The organism is Cryobacterium sp. PH31-L1 (assembly GCF_030063145.1).
GTDB lineage: Bacteria > Actinomycetota > Actinomycetes > Actinomycetales > Microbacteriaceae > Cryobacterium.
Window position 1 is genome coordinate 337,491 of record NZ_JASISM010000001.1, and the last position, 15,263, is coordinate 352,753.

The following is a 15,263-nucleotide window of genomic DNA, read 5'->3' on the forward strand; positions in this document are numbered from 1 at the left end:
CCCTGATTCGGGGGAGACTGGTCAGAACGAAAGGCTCCAATGCACGACCTCACCCGGTGGGCGCTCCGCCCCCTGATGCGAGTGTGGACGGCCTCAGCCGAGCGCCAGGACCGCCACCTGCCGCGACCGAGCGACGCACCGCAGGCCCACGCCGCCGGAATCGACAGCGACCGGGTGCTCATTCTCGGCTGCGGACCGGCCGTGGGCTGGGGCGTGCTCAGTCACCAGCTCGCCCTGCCCGGCTGGCTCGCCCGCGAACTTTCGGCCCGCACCGGTCGCGGCGTTGACATCGACCTTCTGTCCAGCCGCACCATGACCGCCGTGAATGCGCTCACCACCCTCGCCGACACCCGGCTTGGCCGCTTTGACGCCGTCGTCGTCACGCTCGGCGTCAATGAAGCGCTCGATCTCACCAGCGTCACCGAGTGGCGCGACCGTTTAGCTACCCTGCTCGCGGCGCTGGAACGTGAGACGTCACGCAGCACGACCATCTTCGTGCTCGGAATTCCCCCCATTCGCAGCATTGAGATCTTTAAGCGCCCGCTCGTCCTCATCGCGGATTGGTCAGCCACCGACCTCAATGCCGTGAGCGAGCGGCTCGCCGCCGACGCGCCGCGCACCACGTTCGTGCCGTTCTCGCCCGCCGCGACGCTCACTCCAGACCGGCACCGCACTTCCACCGACTATCGTCGCTGGGCCGCTTTGCTGGCCGGCGCCATGGCCGACAGCCTCGACGAGGCGCGCCTCGGCATCGCCAGCCCCGGCCTGACCTACCTAGCGGATGCCGACGCTCGCGAACTTGCGCGGCAGGCGGCCGTCGACGGACTCGGAATTCTCGATACCGCGCCCGAGGCCCGATTCGACCGCCTGGTCGTACTCGCGCAGCGCCTGTTCGACACGGAATCGGCGCTGATCAGCATCATTGACCACGATCGCCACTGGAATAAGGCTCGGGCGGGGGTCGCGGTGACCGAGATGCCGCGCAGTGACTCGTTCTGCGCGATTACCATTGACGGGGACGGGCCGCTCATCATCGAGGATGCGCGCACTGACGCCCGGTTCAGTGACAACCCGCTGGTACACGGTGACCCGCGCATCCGCTTTTATGCCGGGTTTCCCATCGAGTCCCCGTCGGGGGAGCGCATCGGGGCACTCTGCGTGTTCGATCCGAAGCCGCGTTCGCTCGCCGAGGTCGACCCAGTGCTGCTGCGCGAACTCGCACTTCTGGTGCAGCGCGAGCTGCGGTTGCCGCCGCAACTGGGTAGCCGCTAACGGCCGGCCGCCTGATGAGCCGCGACGGTGTCAGCCGACAATACTGTGTTGTACACGGCGATCTCATCGAGTGTGCCGACGTAAGTGTTACTCGAGGATCCCGCAAAATTCAGCGTTGTTGTCGTCGGTGTTCCGGCCGGTCCTGCCAGAGTCTTTACGGCAGCGCCATCGACGTAGAGAACGATCGATCCCGCTCCGGCGCGAGTGAAGACAACGTGGTGCCACTCACCGTCGTTGTAGCCGGTGGCCGAGACGATATTGGCTGCGGAGTTGTTCGTGTTTGATCCGGCGATGATCTGCCCGGCGCACAACGACACCCCGACGCGGAGATTGCCTCCATTGCTCGTTGTGTAGGTCATGGCCGTTCCATCCGACCAGGCCTGGCAGGTCGAACCTTTCGAGCTCACCGACTTCAGCCACAGCTCGATTGAAAAATCTGTGTTCAAGGAATGGGGAGCCCTGCCGTACGCGGATCCGCCGAAATACGCGGCGGTGTCGGGGTCGCCCGCGAGAGCGCCAGCCGATCCCAGAACAGGCGAACCGGTGAAGGTTCCGGTTTGACCGGCCTGACTGTCGACAAATGTCGGTGACGATGCGGCATCGCCGAGCCGCCAATAGCTGACCAGGCCGCTGGTTGCCAGAACGGTCGCGGAGTAGGTCGACTTGACCTGCAGCACGCTCGAATTGGTCACCGTGGACGAATTGCCGACAGTGTCGAAGATCACCAATCGGTAGGTGTAGCAGGAAGCGCTGGAAACCTTGTCGGTAAACGTTGTCGTGGAGACCCCGGGGGGGATGGTGAGCACCGTTGAGTACGCATAGCTTCCGCAGGCCGATCCCGAAAGCTTTGCCGTTCCGCGCTCCAGGGTTCGCTTGCCGATCCCCGAACCGACATCGCTGCCGGCAGCAAAGCTCACGGCGACCGACGTGCTGGTCGTCGCACCGTTCGGAGAGGTGACTGTGCCGCCACTCGGCGCGGTGTTGTCGGGCGTCAGCGTGAAGGTGGCGCTGCCCGAGGTGAGCCCAGCGTTGTTCGTGGCGGTCACGCTGGCGCCGCCGCCCGACGGCGTACCGCTCCAGACATACGTGTTCACGCCGGTCGTTCCGCCGCCGCTCGAGGTCCAGTTGGTGCCGGGGGCGGTGAAGTTGTAGGCCTTGACCCCGGAGACGGTGTCGGTGGCGCTCGCCGTGGCGGTGAACGATCCGGACGTCTGGCCCGACCGGTAGTAGACCGTGCCGGTCGTAGAGCTCCAATAGCTGTTGGTCGAAGCGGATGCCGCAAACGACGAGAAGGTCGGCGTCGACGGCGCTGCGCTGTCGACCTTCACGACCGCGCTCGTGTACGTGGTGGAGTTGCCACTGGTATCGAGCACGACGTAGCGATACTGGTAGCAGCCCGGGCTCGTGACCCTGTCAATCAGGGATGCCGCCGGGTCGGTCGCGACGAGGGCGAAGCTGCCCATCGTGCCGCAGGTGCCGTCGGCGGTACCCGACGACGACAACGTGGCCGTCGCGCGGTCGAGGTGGGCGCCGGAAGCCAGCCCACTGGCATCCGTTCCCGGGTTGAGGGTGAGGCTGAGCGACGTGGCGGTGGAATACGCCGAGCCGGTACCGGTGAGCCCGACAAGGGCCACCGAACCGCCGGACGGCCCTCTGATATCTGCGGCCGGGGAGTTTCCGAGCTGAAAGTGATTGTTGACGGTCGCGGCGCTTAGCGCGGTGCCGTAGACGGAGATTTCGTCGAGTGTGCCGGCGAAGTAGTTGGTGCCCGTTTGCAGTCGCCCGAGGTTGATGTTGAGCGGGCTGGCCAAGGAGGCCGTCGTGCCCGACGAGGATGTCACGCTGACGCCGTCGACGTATAACACGAGCACATTCGAGGCCCGGGTGAGCACGACGTGGTGCCAGGCGTTGTTGTCGTAGCCGCCGGCAGGGCTCCTGACCGTGGTCGTGCCGGTTCCGGCCAGAACGTAGCCGTCCGCGCAGAGGGAGATACCAAAGCCGTACGGGGCGAGTGCTGACGACGCATCGACCAGACCGGCGCCCTGCGACCACGCCGTGCATCCGCTGCCGAGGCCCTGTGTGGATTTGAACCACAGCTCAATCGAGAACGCCGAGCTCACCGGGTTGGCGATCGAACCGTAGTCGGCCACGCCGTCGAAAGTCGCGGCCGTGTTGGTTCCCCCGCGGGACGCGTCGATTCCGGCCGCGCCGAGGGTTGGACCGCTGAGGTAGTCACCGACATTGCTGCCGACGCTCGGCACGATTCGGGGGTAGGTGAGGGGAATGACCTCGAAGTGGTCGAGTTGCAGCCCGGTGGACGTGGTTTTGGTCACCCGGTTTTCCGGGATCCCATCGATGAAGCCGGCGACTCCGCTCGGAGTGGTCGGTGACGAGGTATCCGTGTAGCTCGCCTTCAGCACACCGTTGACGTACAGGTTGAGCACCGTCGAACTTGTGCCGCTGACCTCCAGCCGCAGGCGGTAGGTCTCACCCACGACCAGTGCCGACTGGGCAGTGCTCGTGGCGGAGGATGGGAGCGTGTAATTTCCGCCGGAGGCTTCGGCGATTCGCCAGGCACCGGTACCGTCCGCGTTGCCGAACCAGCCGCCCGCGTACAGGTTGTAGCTCGACGTGTTCATTCGGCTGACCAGGCCGATCACATCGCCCGCCAGCGTGCTGGCGTTGTAGAGGTCGGCTTCGACGGCGTAGTTGGCACTCGACCGGGAGATCGGCAGGTAGTTCAAGGAATAACCGATGCCGACCCGCATGGCACGACCGCCCAGAATTCGACTATCGGTGCTGTCGAGTTCCGTCCACTGCACGGACTGCTCGCTCAGGTGATTTTTCAGATACCCGGCCGGGCCGGTGAAGGAATCCGACGACAAGCCGGTGCCCGCCGCCTCGCCCAGCCGCCACTGGCCGACAATTCCCGAGGTCGCAGCCACGGCGCCGGCGTAGTCGATCAGGGCCACGTTCGAGCTGGGGAATGTGGCGGTGTTGCCGACTCGGTCGGTCACGACGTACTGGTAGATGTAGCACAGGCCGGCAGCGACGCTGGTGTCGGTGTAGCTCGCGGTCGGAACGGAGCTGCTCATATTCACCCAGGCGCCGTAGCTGCCGCACATGCCACCGCTCAGCGAGGACTGCTTGCGCTGGAGCTGCTGCGTTGCCACACCGGAGCCCGCGTCAGAGCCGGTGTAGTCGATATAGACCGCCCGCCCGGGCTGATAGCCGGCGGTGTAGGCGGGGGCGCCCCCGGTCGGTGCGGACGCGTCGTTGAGGTAGGTCAGCGTGGTCGGCGTGGTGTTGGTGGCCACATCGCGGGCGGTCACCGTCTCCGTCGGTGAACTTGTCGTTCCGGCCGCCCAGGTGAAAGCCGCGGAGACGTAGGGGCCGCTGGTCGGCGTGGACACCGTGCTCGGGTCGTGGCTCCAGCCGGTGCTGGTGCCACCGAGGGCTGCGGTAGAGCTTGAGGCCGGGCCGCTGCCGACATCCGTTACCGAGTTTGTCAGTGTGAACGACCCGGGCAGGGCACCGCGATAGTAGATTGTGCTGCCTGATTTGTAGGCATTGGTGGTGCCAGACGACAGGGCAAACCAGTTCACTGGCGCCGTCGTGTCGACGATGACGATATTGCTTTTCGCGCTCGCCGCGCCCTTCCAATTTGTGGCGAACAGGGCGGTGACCCGATAGGACCAGGAGCCGGCCGGTACGCCCGTTTCGGTGCAGCTCGTGGCCGCGATGGTGCCGGTGCAGCTCTGCATCAATTGTGCGGTCGTGCCCGTGGAATCAAACCGGCTCACGCTGTAGCCGCTCACGGCCGTCGTGCCGTCGGCCAGCGTCGACGCTGCCCAGGTCACGGTCACCGTGCTGCTTGCGGAGGTCGCGGTCGGTGTCGGTCCGGCGTTGACACTGCTGGCAGCGGATGCCCCGCTGCTGCCGTCGACGGATCCCGCGCTCCAATACGCCCACGCCACACCGCTGGCCATAGCAAACGCGAGGGGCACGGCAATCAGCCGGCGCACCAGGCGCCACCGACGGGTGCGGGTGGACGGCGCGTTGTAGAGCCGCTTGCGGTGGCGGGCGGGCGTCATGATCCGGCCACCAGATAGACCGTGAAGCTCGCGCCCTGGCAAGCAGATGCCGCGCCCGCGCTCATCGACAAAGCGTTCGGCAGCGAGATGGCAAGCGAGCCCGGCACCGCATTGGCCTGGGCCGGAACGCTCCAACCGGCAGTGCCGTTGGTCTGTACGGAATAGCTCAGGGCGTTGGTGGCGCAGGCCGAGTGCGCGCTGTCGGCGACGATGGCGCTGGTTCCGCGACTGGTGTCGAGCGAGATCGACCCGATGTGCGCCACAAAACCGTTGGGGTTTGTGGCGCGCAGAACGACGTTTGTGGCGCCGCCCGGGTAGAGCGTTGCTGCGGGTGTCGCGTCGCGGAGGGTGACCGGACGTGTGGTGCCGGCCGTGGCGGTACCGGTACCCCGGCCCGACGCCGACCAGAGCGAGTACGCCACGCCGCCCAGGCTCATGGCAATCATGAAGAACACCCCGGCAAGGATCATCTCCTTGGGAATTCTGCGCCGTACCTCTTGCGGAAGCTGCGGAAGGGTGTGCGGGCTCACAGCAGGGTCGCCGCTCCGGCGGCCGAGTAGTCCAGGGTGATCAGCGCGCCCTTGCAGCCGTCCTGGTTATTCTTGGAACGGCGCATCCCCACCTGCGGCCAGCTCGCCCGGGGCAGGTCGAGCTCGCTGAGCGCGCGCGTGAGGTGCGCGGGAATGGTCAAAGCGACCGCCAGGCTGATTTGCGACACCTCGAAGTCGACCACAGTGCAGGGGTGGTCGGCATCCGCATTCGGTGCATCGACGTTATCGATGAGCACCCGCAGATCGGTCACGTCGAGGTTGAACTGGTGGGGATTGTCGAATTTGAGGTCGATCGGAACCGAAACGCCCGGGCTCAACGGCCCGATGATGGTGGCGTGCGCGTTGATGTCGAACTCGGAATTCGCAATGCTGAAGCCGGGCGAGTACACCCAGAAAATGACCATCCCCGTGGCGACGACGAGGGCGCTGCCGAGTACGAAGCGGTTGCGCGCGGCGGCACTCATCGTGAATTCCTCGGTCTGGCGGTGAACAGTCGTGGGCGCGTTACCGCACGAAGAAGGTCAGGCCGCCCGGCCCAACCCCGATTCATGTGCGGTGTCTCTCCTAGGCGATTGTGTAGAGCAGGTTGACCGTCGCGTTCTTGCAGGCATCCTGATTGACGGTCGACAGGTCGTTGAACGCGAGGGTGGCTCCGGTCCAGGCTCCCTTTCCGGCGCCGCCGATGGGAACCTCCGCGTTGACCGTCATCACGGGGCTGGCGAGGGTGAAGTCGGACGCGCCGCAGGTGCCGGTGACGGCACCGGCGTCCTTGACGACGCTCGCGATGCTCGCGGTCACGGTGCTGACGTAGACCGGGCTGGTGTTCGAGTTGGTGAAGGTACCGCTCAGGGTCTGGGCGGCGACGCCCGGCATGAGCCCGGCCACGGTGGTGGTCTGCTGCGCGGTGATGGCCGTCACGGTGCCGGCCGTCGCCGTGCCGGTTCCCGAGCCGCCCGCGGTCCAGAAGGCGAAAGCTACGCCGGAGCCGCCGACCAGAACGGCCGTCGTCACGGCAACGGCGAATGCTTTTTTGGACAATTTACGCATGGTTCTGCTCCTGAGCGAATAAGGCGGAAGAATTCATCGAGCAGGGGATAGCGTCATCGAAATCGCACGGTGCTGATAGTTCAAATTTACGGTCTTGCGGTGGGCGCCGACAGTCCCACTACTGGGTGGTTTCTTGGGCGCTAGTCAGGACTTTCGGCCCTACCCAGTGGTCTCGTTGATGCCGATAATGGCAATGTGAGGTTCGGCGCGGGGCCGTGCCTGGCGCGCTGAGCGTGGTCGAAGCCGCGCGCGATAGGATCGCGGCGTGAGCGATTCCTTGCGGCGCAGACTGCGCGTCCTGCCCGACTTTCCCGACCTGTTGCCCGCCTTCGATCCGGTGCTGGCGCCCAGCGATCCGGTCGAACTCTTTCTTAACTGGTTCGAGCACGCGCTCGCGGCCGGCGTGCTCCAGCCGCACGCGTTCAGCCTCGCGACCGCCACGGCGGAGTCGGCCGTGTCGTCGCGCATGCTCATTCTGAAGAACATTGAGCCTGCGGCAGCGGGCGTCGATTTCGGAGCCTGGCAGTTCGCAAGCACACGGGGCTCCCGCAAGGGGCGCGAGCTCGCCTCCAACCCCCAGGCGGCCATGAACTTCTACTGGGCCACCCTGGGGAGGCAGGTGCGCGTGGTGGGTGAGGTGTTTTTATTGTCGGCTGAGGCATCCGCTCTGGACTGGGAGGAACGCCCGGGAGCTGACAGCCAGGCCAACCCGGAGTGGCAGCTGTATGCCCTGCACCCCACCGAGGTCGAGTTCTGGCAGGCGAGCAGTGACCGTCACCACATCCGTCACCGCTATGACCGCTGAAACACAAATGCGCACCGAATCCAGCGGATTCAGTGCGCATCTGCCGCGTCTTTACGCGGATATTGTGGGCCCCGTCGGGCTCGAACCGACGACCCAAGGATTAAAAGTCCTTTGCTCTACCAACTGAGCTAGAGGCCCGTAGGTTCTAATCTACCGTGGATTCGCGCTCAGCTTTTCTGGGTAGCGTGGGGGACAGCAAAAAACCGCCGTCTAAACCCGAAGGAGAACCCGCCGTGGCAGACAACTTTCACAAGCCCACCCTGTTCGCGGGGATCAAATTCGAGGCATTTCAGGGCGGCGACGATCCGGCGGCCATCAGCCGCGTCGCGCACGAGACCGCGCAGGCGCTGCTCAACCGAGTACGCAGCGACCCCGACCCCGAGACGGTCGAGCGACTGGTTGCCTACACCGACGAAAACGGCATCGATGCGGTCGCCGAGCTATGGTCGCGTGCCACGCCGCGCAGCCTGCCAGGCGCACTCTGGCGCATTTACCTGATTCGTATGCTGATTCGGCAGGATCCGGAGGGGTGCGCCTACCTCTACCAGCGGGGAACGGATGCTGCCGCCACGATCGATCCGCTGGTCGCCGGCGCCGCGGTGCCGACCGGGCCGGCGGAGATCATGGTGCTGGCCGATGAGATTCTGCGCGGCCTGTTCACGGGCGACTTCGCGGTGGCGCTGGATCGTGGCGCCGCATACTGCCGGGTGACGGCGCTGGGGGCCACGAGCATCGCCGATGATCTCGAGCTGACCGAGCCGCACCGCTCGTCTGAGCTGACGACCCGGGCGCTGCGGTTCTCGACCACCGCGGCCGAGTTCGCCGCCTGCGCGCGCCTCTGGCGCCGCGACTCCCTGGAGTAGTCCGAGTCGGGCGTGTAGTTGCCCCGCCCGCTTTCCGGGCCCGGGCCCGGAAACTGGGACCATGATCAATCATGGGCCCACTTTCCTAAGGTGGGCCCGCCCGTGCAACCTGTGCGCCAACGGCGAACATTCGCCGCCGACCGCCCAGCTCGAATACACTGGAGTCTGGTCGGGCCGCAGTAATCCCGGGTTCCATTATTCGCCGCTTCGAGCGGCCTCGCGCCGAGAGGTGCTCTGCGGCCCGACCTTTACTCTGCCCAAAGAACACGTGCCACGTGGAACACAACGGATGCCCGCCTCGGCGACGCGCAGACCCTGCTACAGCCCGCAGCGGCGCCGCAGGCATCCGCTTTAATGCGAAGTTTCTGCCACGGTGACCAATCCGTTACCCTTTCCGCACCGAACCCTAGTCATGCAACGGGAAAAGACCTGACATGCTAGATCTCATGACTGTTGATTCCGCCGGAGACATCGCGCCGGCAGCCCCTGCCACCAAGGAGGAGCTGCTCGCACGAGTAGCCCACGGCGACCAATCGGCCTTCGGAGAACTGTATGACCAGATCGCCCCGCGGGTGCTTGGCCTCGTCAAGCGTCTGCTCGTCGATCACGCACAGTCGGAAGAGGTGACCCAGGAGATTTTCCTGGAGATCTGGCAGTCGGCGTCGCGCTACGAGCCGACTCGTGGTGGAGCGAGCACCTGGATTTTGACCATGGCACACCGGCGAGCAGTCGACCGAATTCGGTCGTCGCAGGCCGGACGTGACCGCGATACCAAAATCGGAATCCGTGATCTGGCCGTTGCCTACGATCACGTTGCGGAAACTGTTGAAGTACGACTCGAACATGAAAGGGTGGAGAAGGCGATGACTCGATTGACACAGCTGCAGCGTCAGGCTGTGAGCCTCGCGTATTACGGCGGGTACAGTCACAGCGAGGTCGCCGAGCAACTCCACATCCCTTTGGGCACCGTGAAGACAAGGCTCCGCGACGGCCTCATCCGCCTGCGCGACGAATTGGGCGTGGCATCATGACCGGCCGCAACGAGCAGCACCCGGCCGATCTGGCCGGCGCTTACGCCCTGCACGCCCTCGACGCTGACGACACGGCCACCTTTGAAGCGCACCTCGCCGAATCCGAGCGGGCCCGCATCGAGGCTGCAGAACTGAACGACACCGCCGTGGCCCTCGGCCTCGCGGTGGCCCCCGTGCAGCCCTCGAGCGCGCTCAAGGCGAACCTCATGTCCCTGCTCGCGTCGACCCCGCAGCTTCCGCCGCTCACGGCCGGCACAACCGATGCCCCCGCCTCCGCTACCCACAAAGCTCCCGTCGTTGCCCCGGTCGTCACCTCGACCCTGCCGGCCAAGCCAACCTCCACGACGCCGACCTCCGGCGGCGGCGCGCCCGCCGGCTCCGCGTCAGCGGTCACGGACATCAATTCCGGTACCGCGTCCGGCCCGCACCGAACGGCAACCGAGCGGGCCCAAGCCCGCTGGTTCAAGCGTCCGGCACAGTTCATGTTGGCCGCCGCGGCCGCGGTCGCGCTGTTCATCGGCGGATCCTTCTTCGGTCAGGTGTTGAACAGCAACCAGTTCGAGTCCCAACAGGCCTCCGGACTCGCCCAGATCAACGCGGCCGACGACTCGCAGCGCGCTGCGACGACCACCGCCGACGGCCAGGAAGCCACCCTCGTCTGGTCCAACAAACTCGGAATCTCCGCGGTGCTGGTTGACAAGCTGCCCGTGCTGCCGAGTGATCAGGACTATCAACTCTGGTACATCAACGGGGACGGCGCAGCTTCGGCCGGAACCTTCGACTCGACCGGCGACGGTACGGCGTGGCGAGTGCTCGACGGCACGATGCACGCCGGCGATCAGGTGGGTGTCACCGTGGAACCCAACGGCGGATCCGACCAGCCCACGACCAACCCGATCGTCGCGTTCCAGAGCTAACGTTCCAGAGCTAACTGACGGAGGCGGCCTCAGCGGGGCCTCGCTGGCCGCCGCCAGCCTGTGCGGGGGCGCAATTTGTCCTTTCCACGAAAAAATTGCGAAGATTGGCGAGCGCTCGCGGGCGACACGCGGGCCGAGGCGGCCGCATCCGCTTCACCTGAGCGGATGCCCACCCACGCCAGGCGCGAAGTAGGCTCAAACCATGAGACTGCCTTTCACCCTGCTGATCGACCCAGTGCCCGCCGACTCGTTGCAGCAGGACTTCAGCGACACGTTCCACGAGATGGAGTCGACCGCCCCGGCGCTGCGAGTCGGCGAGCTGAGCACGCAGCGCGGCGATGGAATCTTCGAAACCCTCGCCGTCGTCAACGGCCACCCGCAGGAGGTCGAGCCGCACATCAGCCGGCTGCGCAACTCTGCGCGCATTTGCGAGCTTCCGGTGCCGAATGCCGAGCAGTGGCGTGCCGCGATCGCCTACGCCGTGTCGCGCATACCGCAGCGGGGCGAGATCGCGCTCAAGTTCGTGCTCAGCCGCGGCGTCGAGCACGGTCCGGCACCCACGGCCTGGCTGCACGCGGCCGCGGCGTCGGACTTCACTGCGGTGCGCGGCAGCGGCGTGCGGGTGATCACCCTCGACCGCGGCTACCCGCGCGGAGTCGCCGAAAAGGCACCCTGGCTGCTGATGGGCGCGAAAACGCTCAGCTATGCGGTGAACATGGCCGCCATTCGCGAGGCCCACCGGCGCGGCGCCGACGACACCATCTTTCTCACCACCGACGGCTTCGTCATGGAGGGTCCGACCTCGAGTGTCGTGCTGTTTATCAACGGCGAGTATGTGACGCCCGCGCCGAGCGGTGCCATTCTGCACGGAACCACGCAGCAGAGCATGTTCGACTACCTGCGCGCGCAGGGTTCTGCGGTCGAATACCGCGACGTCACGCTTGACGAGCTTCGCCAAGCGGATGCCGCCTGGCTCGTCTCCAGCGTGCGCCTGGCCGTGTCCGTGGTCGCCCTCGACGGCGAGCCGTTTCCCGCCGATCAGGCGCTGACCGACACCCTGAACGCCTACCTGCTGGCCCGCACGGCCTAGTCGGGAGTTTCGCCGCGCCCGTCACCGCGCCAGCTGCCGGTGGCCGCGCCCGCTATATCTGGCACGCCGAGCGATAACGGGCGCGGCGAACACGGTCAGGGCCCGGGAGCCGGGACGGCGCGCCCGCGTATCGGGCGGGCATCCGCTTGTTAACCTGCCCGAATTGGGGGGACCGGCCTGGCCCACTAGGCTCTGGGATGACCGAGAGGAATAAATGAGAATTTCTGTCATTGGATGCGGCTACCTGGGCGCCGTGCACGCGTCGGCCATGGCCGAGCTGGGGCACGAGGTCATCGGTATCGATGTCGACGCTGCCAAGATCGCCCAACTTGCCATCGGCAAGCCCCCCTTCTTTGAACCCGGCCTGCCCGAGGTGCTCACGTCCGCCATGAACAGCGGTCGCCTGCGCTTCAGCACCGACATAGCGGATGCCGCCGGCTCGCAGGTACATTTCATCGCCGTCGGAACCCCGCAAAAGCCCGGCAGCTACAGCGCCGACCTGCGCTACGTCGATGCGTCGATCGAATCGCTCATTCCGCATCTTGCCGACGGCGACCTCGTCGTGGGCAAGAGCACCGTTCCCGTCGGAACCGCCGCGCGCCTGGCCGGGCTCATCGAGGCCGGCAGCGGTGCCTCCCTGGCCTGGAACCCCGAGTTTCTGCGCGAGGGATTCGCCGTGCAGGACACCATCAGCCCCGACCGCCTGGTCTACGGCGTTGCTCCGGGCGATAAAGGCGAGCATGCCACCGCGTTGCTCAACGAGATCTACGCCACAGCGCTCGCCGCCGACACCCCCCTGGTCATCACCGACTACGCCACGGCCGAACTGGTCAAGGTCGCCGCGAACGCGTTCCTCGCTACCAAGATCAGCTTCATCAATGCCATGGCCGAGATCGCCGAGGTCACCGGTGCCGACGTCACCCAGCTGGCGGATGCCATCGGTTACGACGGCCGTATCGGCCGCCGCTTCCTGGGTGCCGGCGTCGGTTTCGGCGGCGGATGCCTGCCCAAAGACATCCGTGCCTTCACCGCGCGCGCGGAAGAGCTGGGGCGCGGCGAATCCGTTGCCTTCCTCAAGGAGATCGACAAGATCAACCTGCGTCGCCGCCAACGCGTCGTCGACCTCACCGTCGGGGCGCTTGGCGACGGCGTCTACAACGCCAAGGTCGGGGTGCTCGGCCTCAGCTTCAAGCCGCACTCCGACGACGTGCGTGACTCGCCGGCGCTCGACGTGGCCGTGCAGTTGCGCGGCCTGGGTGCCGACGTGGTGGCGACCGACCCGCAGGCCATCGAGAACTCGCGGGCGCGGCATCCGCAACTTGAATATTCGGAGTCTCTCGAGGACACCCTGCGGGGAGCGGATGCCGTCGTGCTCGTCACGGAGTGGCCCGAGTTTCGCCATCTCGACCCGGTCTGGGCTGGTGCCCTCGTGAAGACGAAGACCGTGATCGACGGTCGCAATGCCCTCGACCCGGCCGTCTGGCGTGCGGCCGGCTGGACCTACCACGGGCTCGGTCGCCCCTAGCCCTCTCTGGGGCCCGGGCACGGAAACCGGGCCCACCCTCTGAACACGGGCCCAGTTTGTAAACTGGGCCCGTGGACGGGGCCCGGGCCCAGTCCGCAAACGCACTCGGGCCTAGACTCGGAAGAATGTGGCTTCGAGGAGTACTCGTGGCGGCCCTCGCCGCCCTCGCTGCCTGGGGCGCGCACATCGTCGTCCCCGAGATCCCGCTGCTGACCATGGCCGTCGTGCTTGGAATCGTCGTCGGACAGATCCCGGACGCGCGTCCGATGCTCGCCGGTGCCCTCGCGCCCGGGCTGTCGGTCGCCGCCAAACCCTTCATGCAGCTGGGAATCGTGCTCCTGGGACTCAAGCTCAGCCTCGTCGACATCGCCGCTCTCGGTTGGGCGACCATCGTCTCTACCGTCGCGATCGTGCTCGTGACCTTCGCCGGTACCCTCGGTCTCGGCCGCTGGTTCGGCCTGCCAGGGCATCAACCTCTGCTCATCGCCACCGGATTCAGCATCTGCGGCGCTTCCGCCATCGGCGCCATGAGCGGCGTCGTCAAGGCCAAAGATGAAGAGACCGCCACCCCGATCGCCCTGGTGACCCTGTGTGGAACCCTCGCGATCGCCGTGTTGCCGCTGCTGTGGCATCCGCTCGGATTGAGCACTCTGCAATTCGGACACTGGGTCGGTGCCGGCGTGCACGACGTCGGCCAGGTCGTCGCGACAGCGCAAATCGCCGGCTCGGGCGCGCTCGCCGTGGCTCTCGTCGTCAAACTCACTCGCGTGCTCATGCTCGCCCCGGTCGTGGCCGTCGCGTCCATCGCCCGGCGCCATCGGCTTGCCACTTTCGAGGCGGATGCTGTCGCTCCCGTTGGTCCGCCTGCCGCCGACGCCCCGACTGTCACCGACGCAGCCGCCCGGCGCGCCCGGTCGAAGCGGCCGCCGATCCTTCCGCTCTTCGTCGCGGGGTTCATCTGTGCCATGCTGCTGCGCACCCTGGTTCCCCTGCCGGAGGCGCTGCTCGAGGCCGGTGATCTGCTTCAGACTGCCTTTCTAGCAATGGCGCTCTTCGCTCTTGGCACGGCCGTCAACCTCGGCACGCTGATGCGCACCGGAGGTCGGGCGCTCGCCGTTGGCCTGCTGTCCTGGGCGCTCATCGCTGCTCTTGCCTTCGGAGCCGTGCAACTTTCCTGACTCATAATGATTGTCTCTGATACTTTAGAGTCAGAAACAATCATATGAGGAGCGCCCGCATGGCTGAAATCGTCGTTGTTGAGAACAAGCGGGCTGGCGGCGAGTTGGTGGCGTCAACGATTCGACGCCTGATCGAGGCGAAGGCCGACACCGTCCTCGGGCTCGCGACCGGCTCGACACCGCTGCCGGTCTATGCGGCGCTGGCCCAATCGTTGCGAAAGGATCCGATGGACGTGTCGCGGGTGCGCGGATTCGCGCTCGACGAATATGTCGGCCTGCCCGCCGGGCACTCCGAAAGCTACCGCACCGTGATCACCCGCGACGTCGTGCGGCCCCTCGGGCTGACGCCGGCCAATATTTATGTGCCGAATGGCGACACCACGAGTCTCGAGCACGCCGGCTCCGACTACGAGCGCGCGCTGGAGGCCGCTGGGGGCGTCGACCTGCAGATTCTCGGCATCGGACGCACGGGCCACCTCGGATTCAACGAGCCCGGATCCTCGTTCGCCTCGCTCACGCGCGTCAAGACGCTGGCCCCCAAATCGCGTGCCGACAACGCGCGGTTCTTCGCCTCGCCCGACGACGTGCCCATGCATTGCATCACACAGGGGCTCGGCACCATTCGGCGAGCCCGTCACCTGGTACTGCTCGCGTTCGGTGCCGAGAAGGCCGCCGCGATACACGCCGCCGTCGAGGGCCCGGTCACCGCGAGCCAGCCCGGCTCGGCCATCCAACTGCACGAGCACGTGACCGTCGTTCTTGACGAACCCGCCGCCGCAGAACTCTCCAACCTCGACTATTACCGCTACATCTGGGCGAACAAGCCGGTCTGGCAGGGAATCTGAGCCGTACGAGCATTCGCTCGTACGTTATGCCGGTCACGTTGAAAT

General features: G+C 66.2%; 13 protein-coding genes and 1 tRNA gene. 9 read left to right on the top strand and 5 right to left on the bottom strand.

Going from position 1 to position 15,263, the window contains the following annotated elements:
* Positions 1-39 precede the first annotated feature (39 nt).
* A complete protein-coding gene (locus tag QMF22_RS01640) occupies positions 40-1,272 on the top strand; it encodes a GAF domain-containing protein (protein WP_283449704.1) in 1,233 nt (410 codons plus the stop codon).
* Here QMF22_RS01640 and QMF22_RS01645 read toward each other — a convergent pair.
* From QMF22_RS01645 to QMF22_RS01660, 4 genes are all read right to left on the bottom strand, one after another.
* Complete coding sequence (locus QMF22_RS01645; RefSeq protein WP_283449706.1) at positions 1,269-5,366, bottom strand: LamG-like jellyroll fold domain-containing protein; 4,098 nt, start codon at positions 5,364-5,366, stop codon at positions 1,269-1,271. The two genes, QMF22_RS01640 and QMF22_RS01645, sit on opposite strands and share 4 nt — an antisense overlap.
* Positions 5,363-5,836 (bottom strand): hypothetical protein, encoded by a 474-nt coding sequence (locus QMF22_RS01650; protein ID WP_283449708.1) that lies wholly within the window; start codon positions 5,834-5,836, stop codon positions 5,363-5,365. Before QMF22_RS01650 ends, QMF22_RS01645 begins: the two co-directional genes overlap by 4 nt.
* Positions 5,837-5,892: 56 nt before the next feature.
* A complete protein-coding gene (locus QMF22_RS01655) occupies positions 5,893-6,381 on the bottom strand; it encodes a hypothetical protein (RefSeq protein ID WP_283449710.1) in 489 nt (162 codons plus the stop codon).
* Positions 6,382-6,481: 100 nt separating this feature from the next.
* Positions 6,482-6,964, bottom strand: a complete 483-nt coding sequence (locus tag QMF22_RS01660; RefSeq protein ID WP_283449712.1) for a hypothetical protein — start codon at positions 6,962-6,964, stop codon at positions 6,482-6,484.
* Positions 6,965-7,229: 265 nt separating this feature from the next.
* On the opposite strand from QMF22_RS01660, the gene QMF22_RS01665 reads away from it, so the two are divergent.
* Positions 7,230-7,769 (top strand): pyridoxine/pyridoxamine 5'-phosphate oxidase, encoded by a 540-nt coding sequence (locus QMF22_RS01665; RefSeq protein ID WP_283449714.1) that lies wholly within the window; start codon positions 7,230-7,232, stop codon positions 7,767-7,769.
* Positions 7,770-7,834: 65 nt separating this feature from the next.
* Here the strand turns inward: QMF22_RS01665 and QMF22_RS01670 are convergent.
* A tRNA-Lys gene (locus QMF22_RS01670) sits at positions 7,835-7,907 on the bottom strand.
* 95 nt (positions 7,908-8,002) lie between these two features.
* Between QMF22_RS01670 and QMF22_RS01675 the strand changes: the two genes are divergently transcribed.
* The 7 genes from QMF22_RS01675 (at position 8,003) to QMF22_RS01705 (ending at position 15,218) form a co-directional block, all read left to right on the top strand.
* Positions 8,003-8,632: a DNA-directed RNA polymerase subunit beta gene (locus QMF22_RS01675; protein ID WP_283449716.1), complete on the top strand. Its 630-nt coding sequence runs from the start codon at positions 8,003-8,005 to the stop codon at positions 8,630-8,632.
* 446 nt (positions 8,633-9,078) lie between these two features.
* Positions 9,079-9,663 (top strand): sigma-70 family RNA polymerase sigma factor, encoded by a 585-nt coding sequence (locus tag QMF22_RS01680; protein ID WP_283449718.1) that lies wholly within the window; start codon positions 9,079-9,081, stop codon positions 9,661-9,663.
* Complete coding sequence (locus QMF22_RS01685; protein WP_283449720.1) at positions 9,660-10,580, top strand: anti-sigma factor; 921 nt, start codon at positions 9,660-9,662, stop codon at positions 10,578-10,580. The genes QMF22_RS01680 and QMF22_RS01685 overlap by 4 nt, the downstream gene beginning before the upstream one ends.
* A 202-nt stretch (positions 10,581-10,782) precedes the next feature.
* Positions 10,783-11,670: an aminodeoxychorismate lyase gene (locus QMF22_RS01690; RefSeq protein ID WP_283449721.1), complete on the top strand. Its 888-nt coding sequence runs from the start codon at positions 10,783-10,785 to the stop codon at positions 11,668-11,670.
* Between the two features lie 214 nt (positions 11,671-11,884).
* A complete protein-coding gene (locus QMF22_RS01695) occupies positions 11,885-13,195 on the top strand; it encodes a UDP-glucose dehydrogenase family protein (RefSeq protein WP_283449723.1) in 1,311 nt (436 codons plus the stop codon).
* 125 nt (positions 13,196-13,320) lie between these two features.
* Positions 13,321-14,373: a YeiH family protein gene (locus QMF22_RS01700; RefSeq protein WP_283449725.1), complete on the top strand. Its 1,053-nt coding sequence runs from the start codon at positions 13,321-13,323 to the stop codon at positions 14,371-14,373.
* A 59-nt stretch (positions 14,374-14,432) separates the two neighbouring features.
* Positions 14,433-15,218, top strand: a complete 786-nt coding sequence (locus tag QMF22_RS01705) for a glucosamine-6-phosphate deaminase (protein WP_283449728.1) — start codon at positions 14,433-14,435, stop codon at positions 15,216-15,218.
* Positions 15,219-15,263: the final 45 nt, after the last annotated feature.

What these genes read in the sequence shown, in the direction of transcription:
- QMF22_RS01680 (WP_283449718.1), top strand. Translation starts at nt 9,079, where the DNA reads ATGACTGTTGATTCCGCCGGAGACATCGCGCCGGCAGCCCCTGCCACC.
- QMF22_RS01695 (WP_283449723.1), top strand. Translation starts at nt 11,885, where the DNA reads ATGAGAATTTCTGTCATTGGATGCGGCTACCTGGGCGCCGTGCACGCG.
- QMF22_RS01650 (WP_283449708.1), bottom strand. Translation starts at nt 5,836, where the DNA reads ATGATCCTTGCCGGGGTGTTCTTCATGATTGCCATGAGCCTGGGCGGC.
- QMF22_RS01645 (WP_283449706.1), bottom strand. Translation starts at nt 5,366, where the DNA reads ATGACGCCCGCCCGCCACCGCAAGCGGCTCTACAACGCGCCGTCCACC.
- QMF22_RS01700 (WP_283449725.1), top strand. Translation starts at nt 13,321, where the DNA reads ATGTGGCTTCGAGGAGTACTCGTGGCGGCCCTCGCCGCCCTCGCTGCC.
- QMF22_RS01705 (WP_283449728.1), top strand. Translation starts at nt 14,433, where the DNA reads ATGGCTGAAATCGTCGTTGTTGAGAACAAGCGGGCTGGCGGCGAGTTG.
- QMF22_RS01690 (WP_283449721.1), top strand. Translation starts at nt 10,783, where the DNA reads ATGAGACTGCCTTTCACCCTGCTGATCGACCCAGTGCCCGCCGACTCG.
- QMF22_RS01660 (WP_283449712.1), bottom strand. Translation starts at nt 6,964, where the DNA reads ATGCGTAAATTGTCCAAAAAAGCATTCGCCGTTGCCGTGACGACGGCC.
- QMF22_RS01655 (WP_283449710.1), bottom strand. Translation starts at nt 6,381, where the DNA reads ATGAGTGCCGCCGCGCGCAACCGCTTCGTACTCGGCAGCGCCCTCGTC.
- QMF22_RS01685 (WP_283449720.1), top strand. Translation starts at nt 9,660, where the DNA reads ATGACCGGCCGCAACGAGCAGCACCCGGCCGATCTGGCCGGCGCTTAC.
- QMF22_RS01640 (WP_283449704.1), top strand. Translation starts at nt 40, where the DNA reads ATGCACGACCTCACCCGGTGGGCGCTCCGCCCCCTGATGCGAGTGTGG.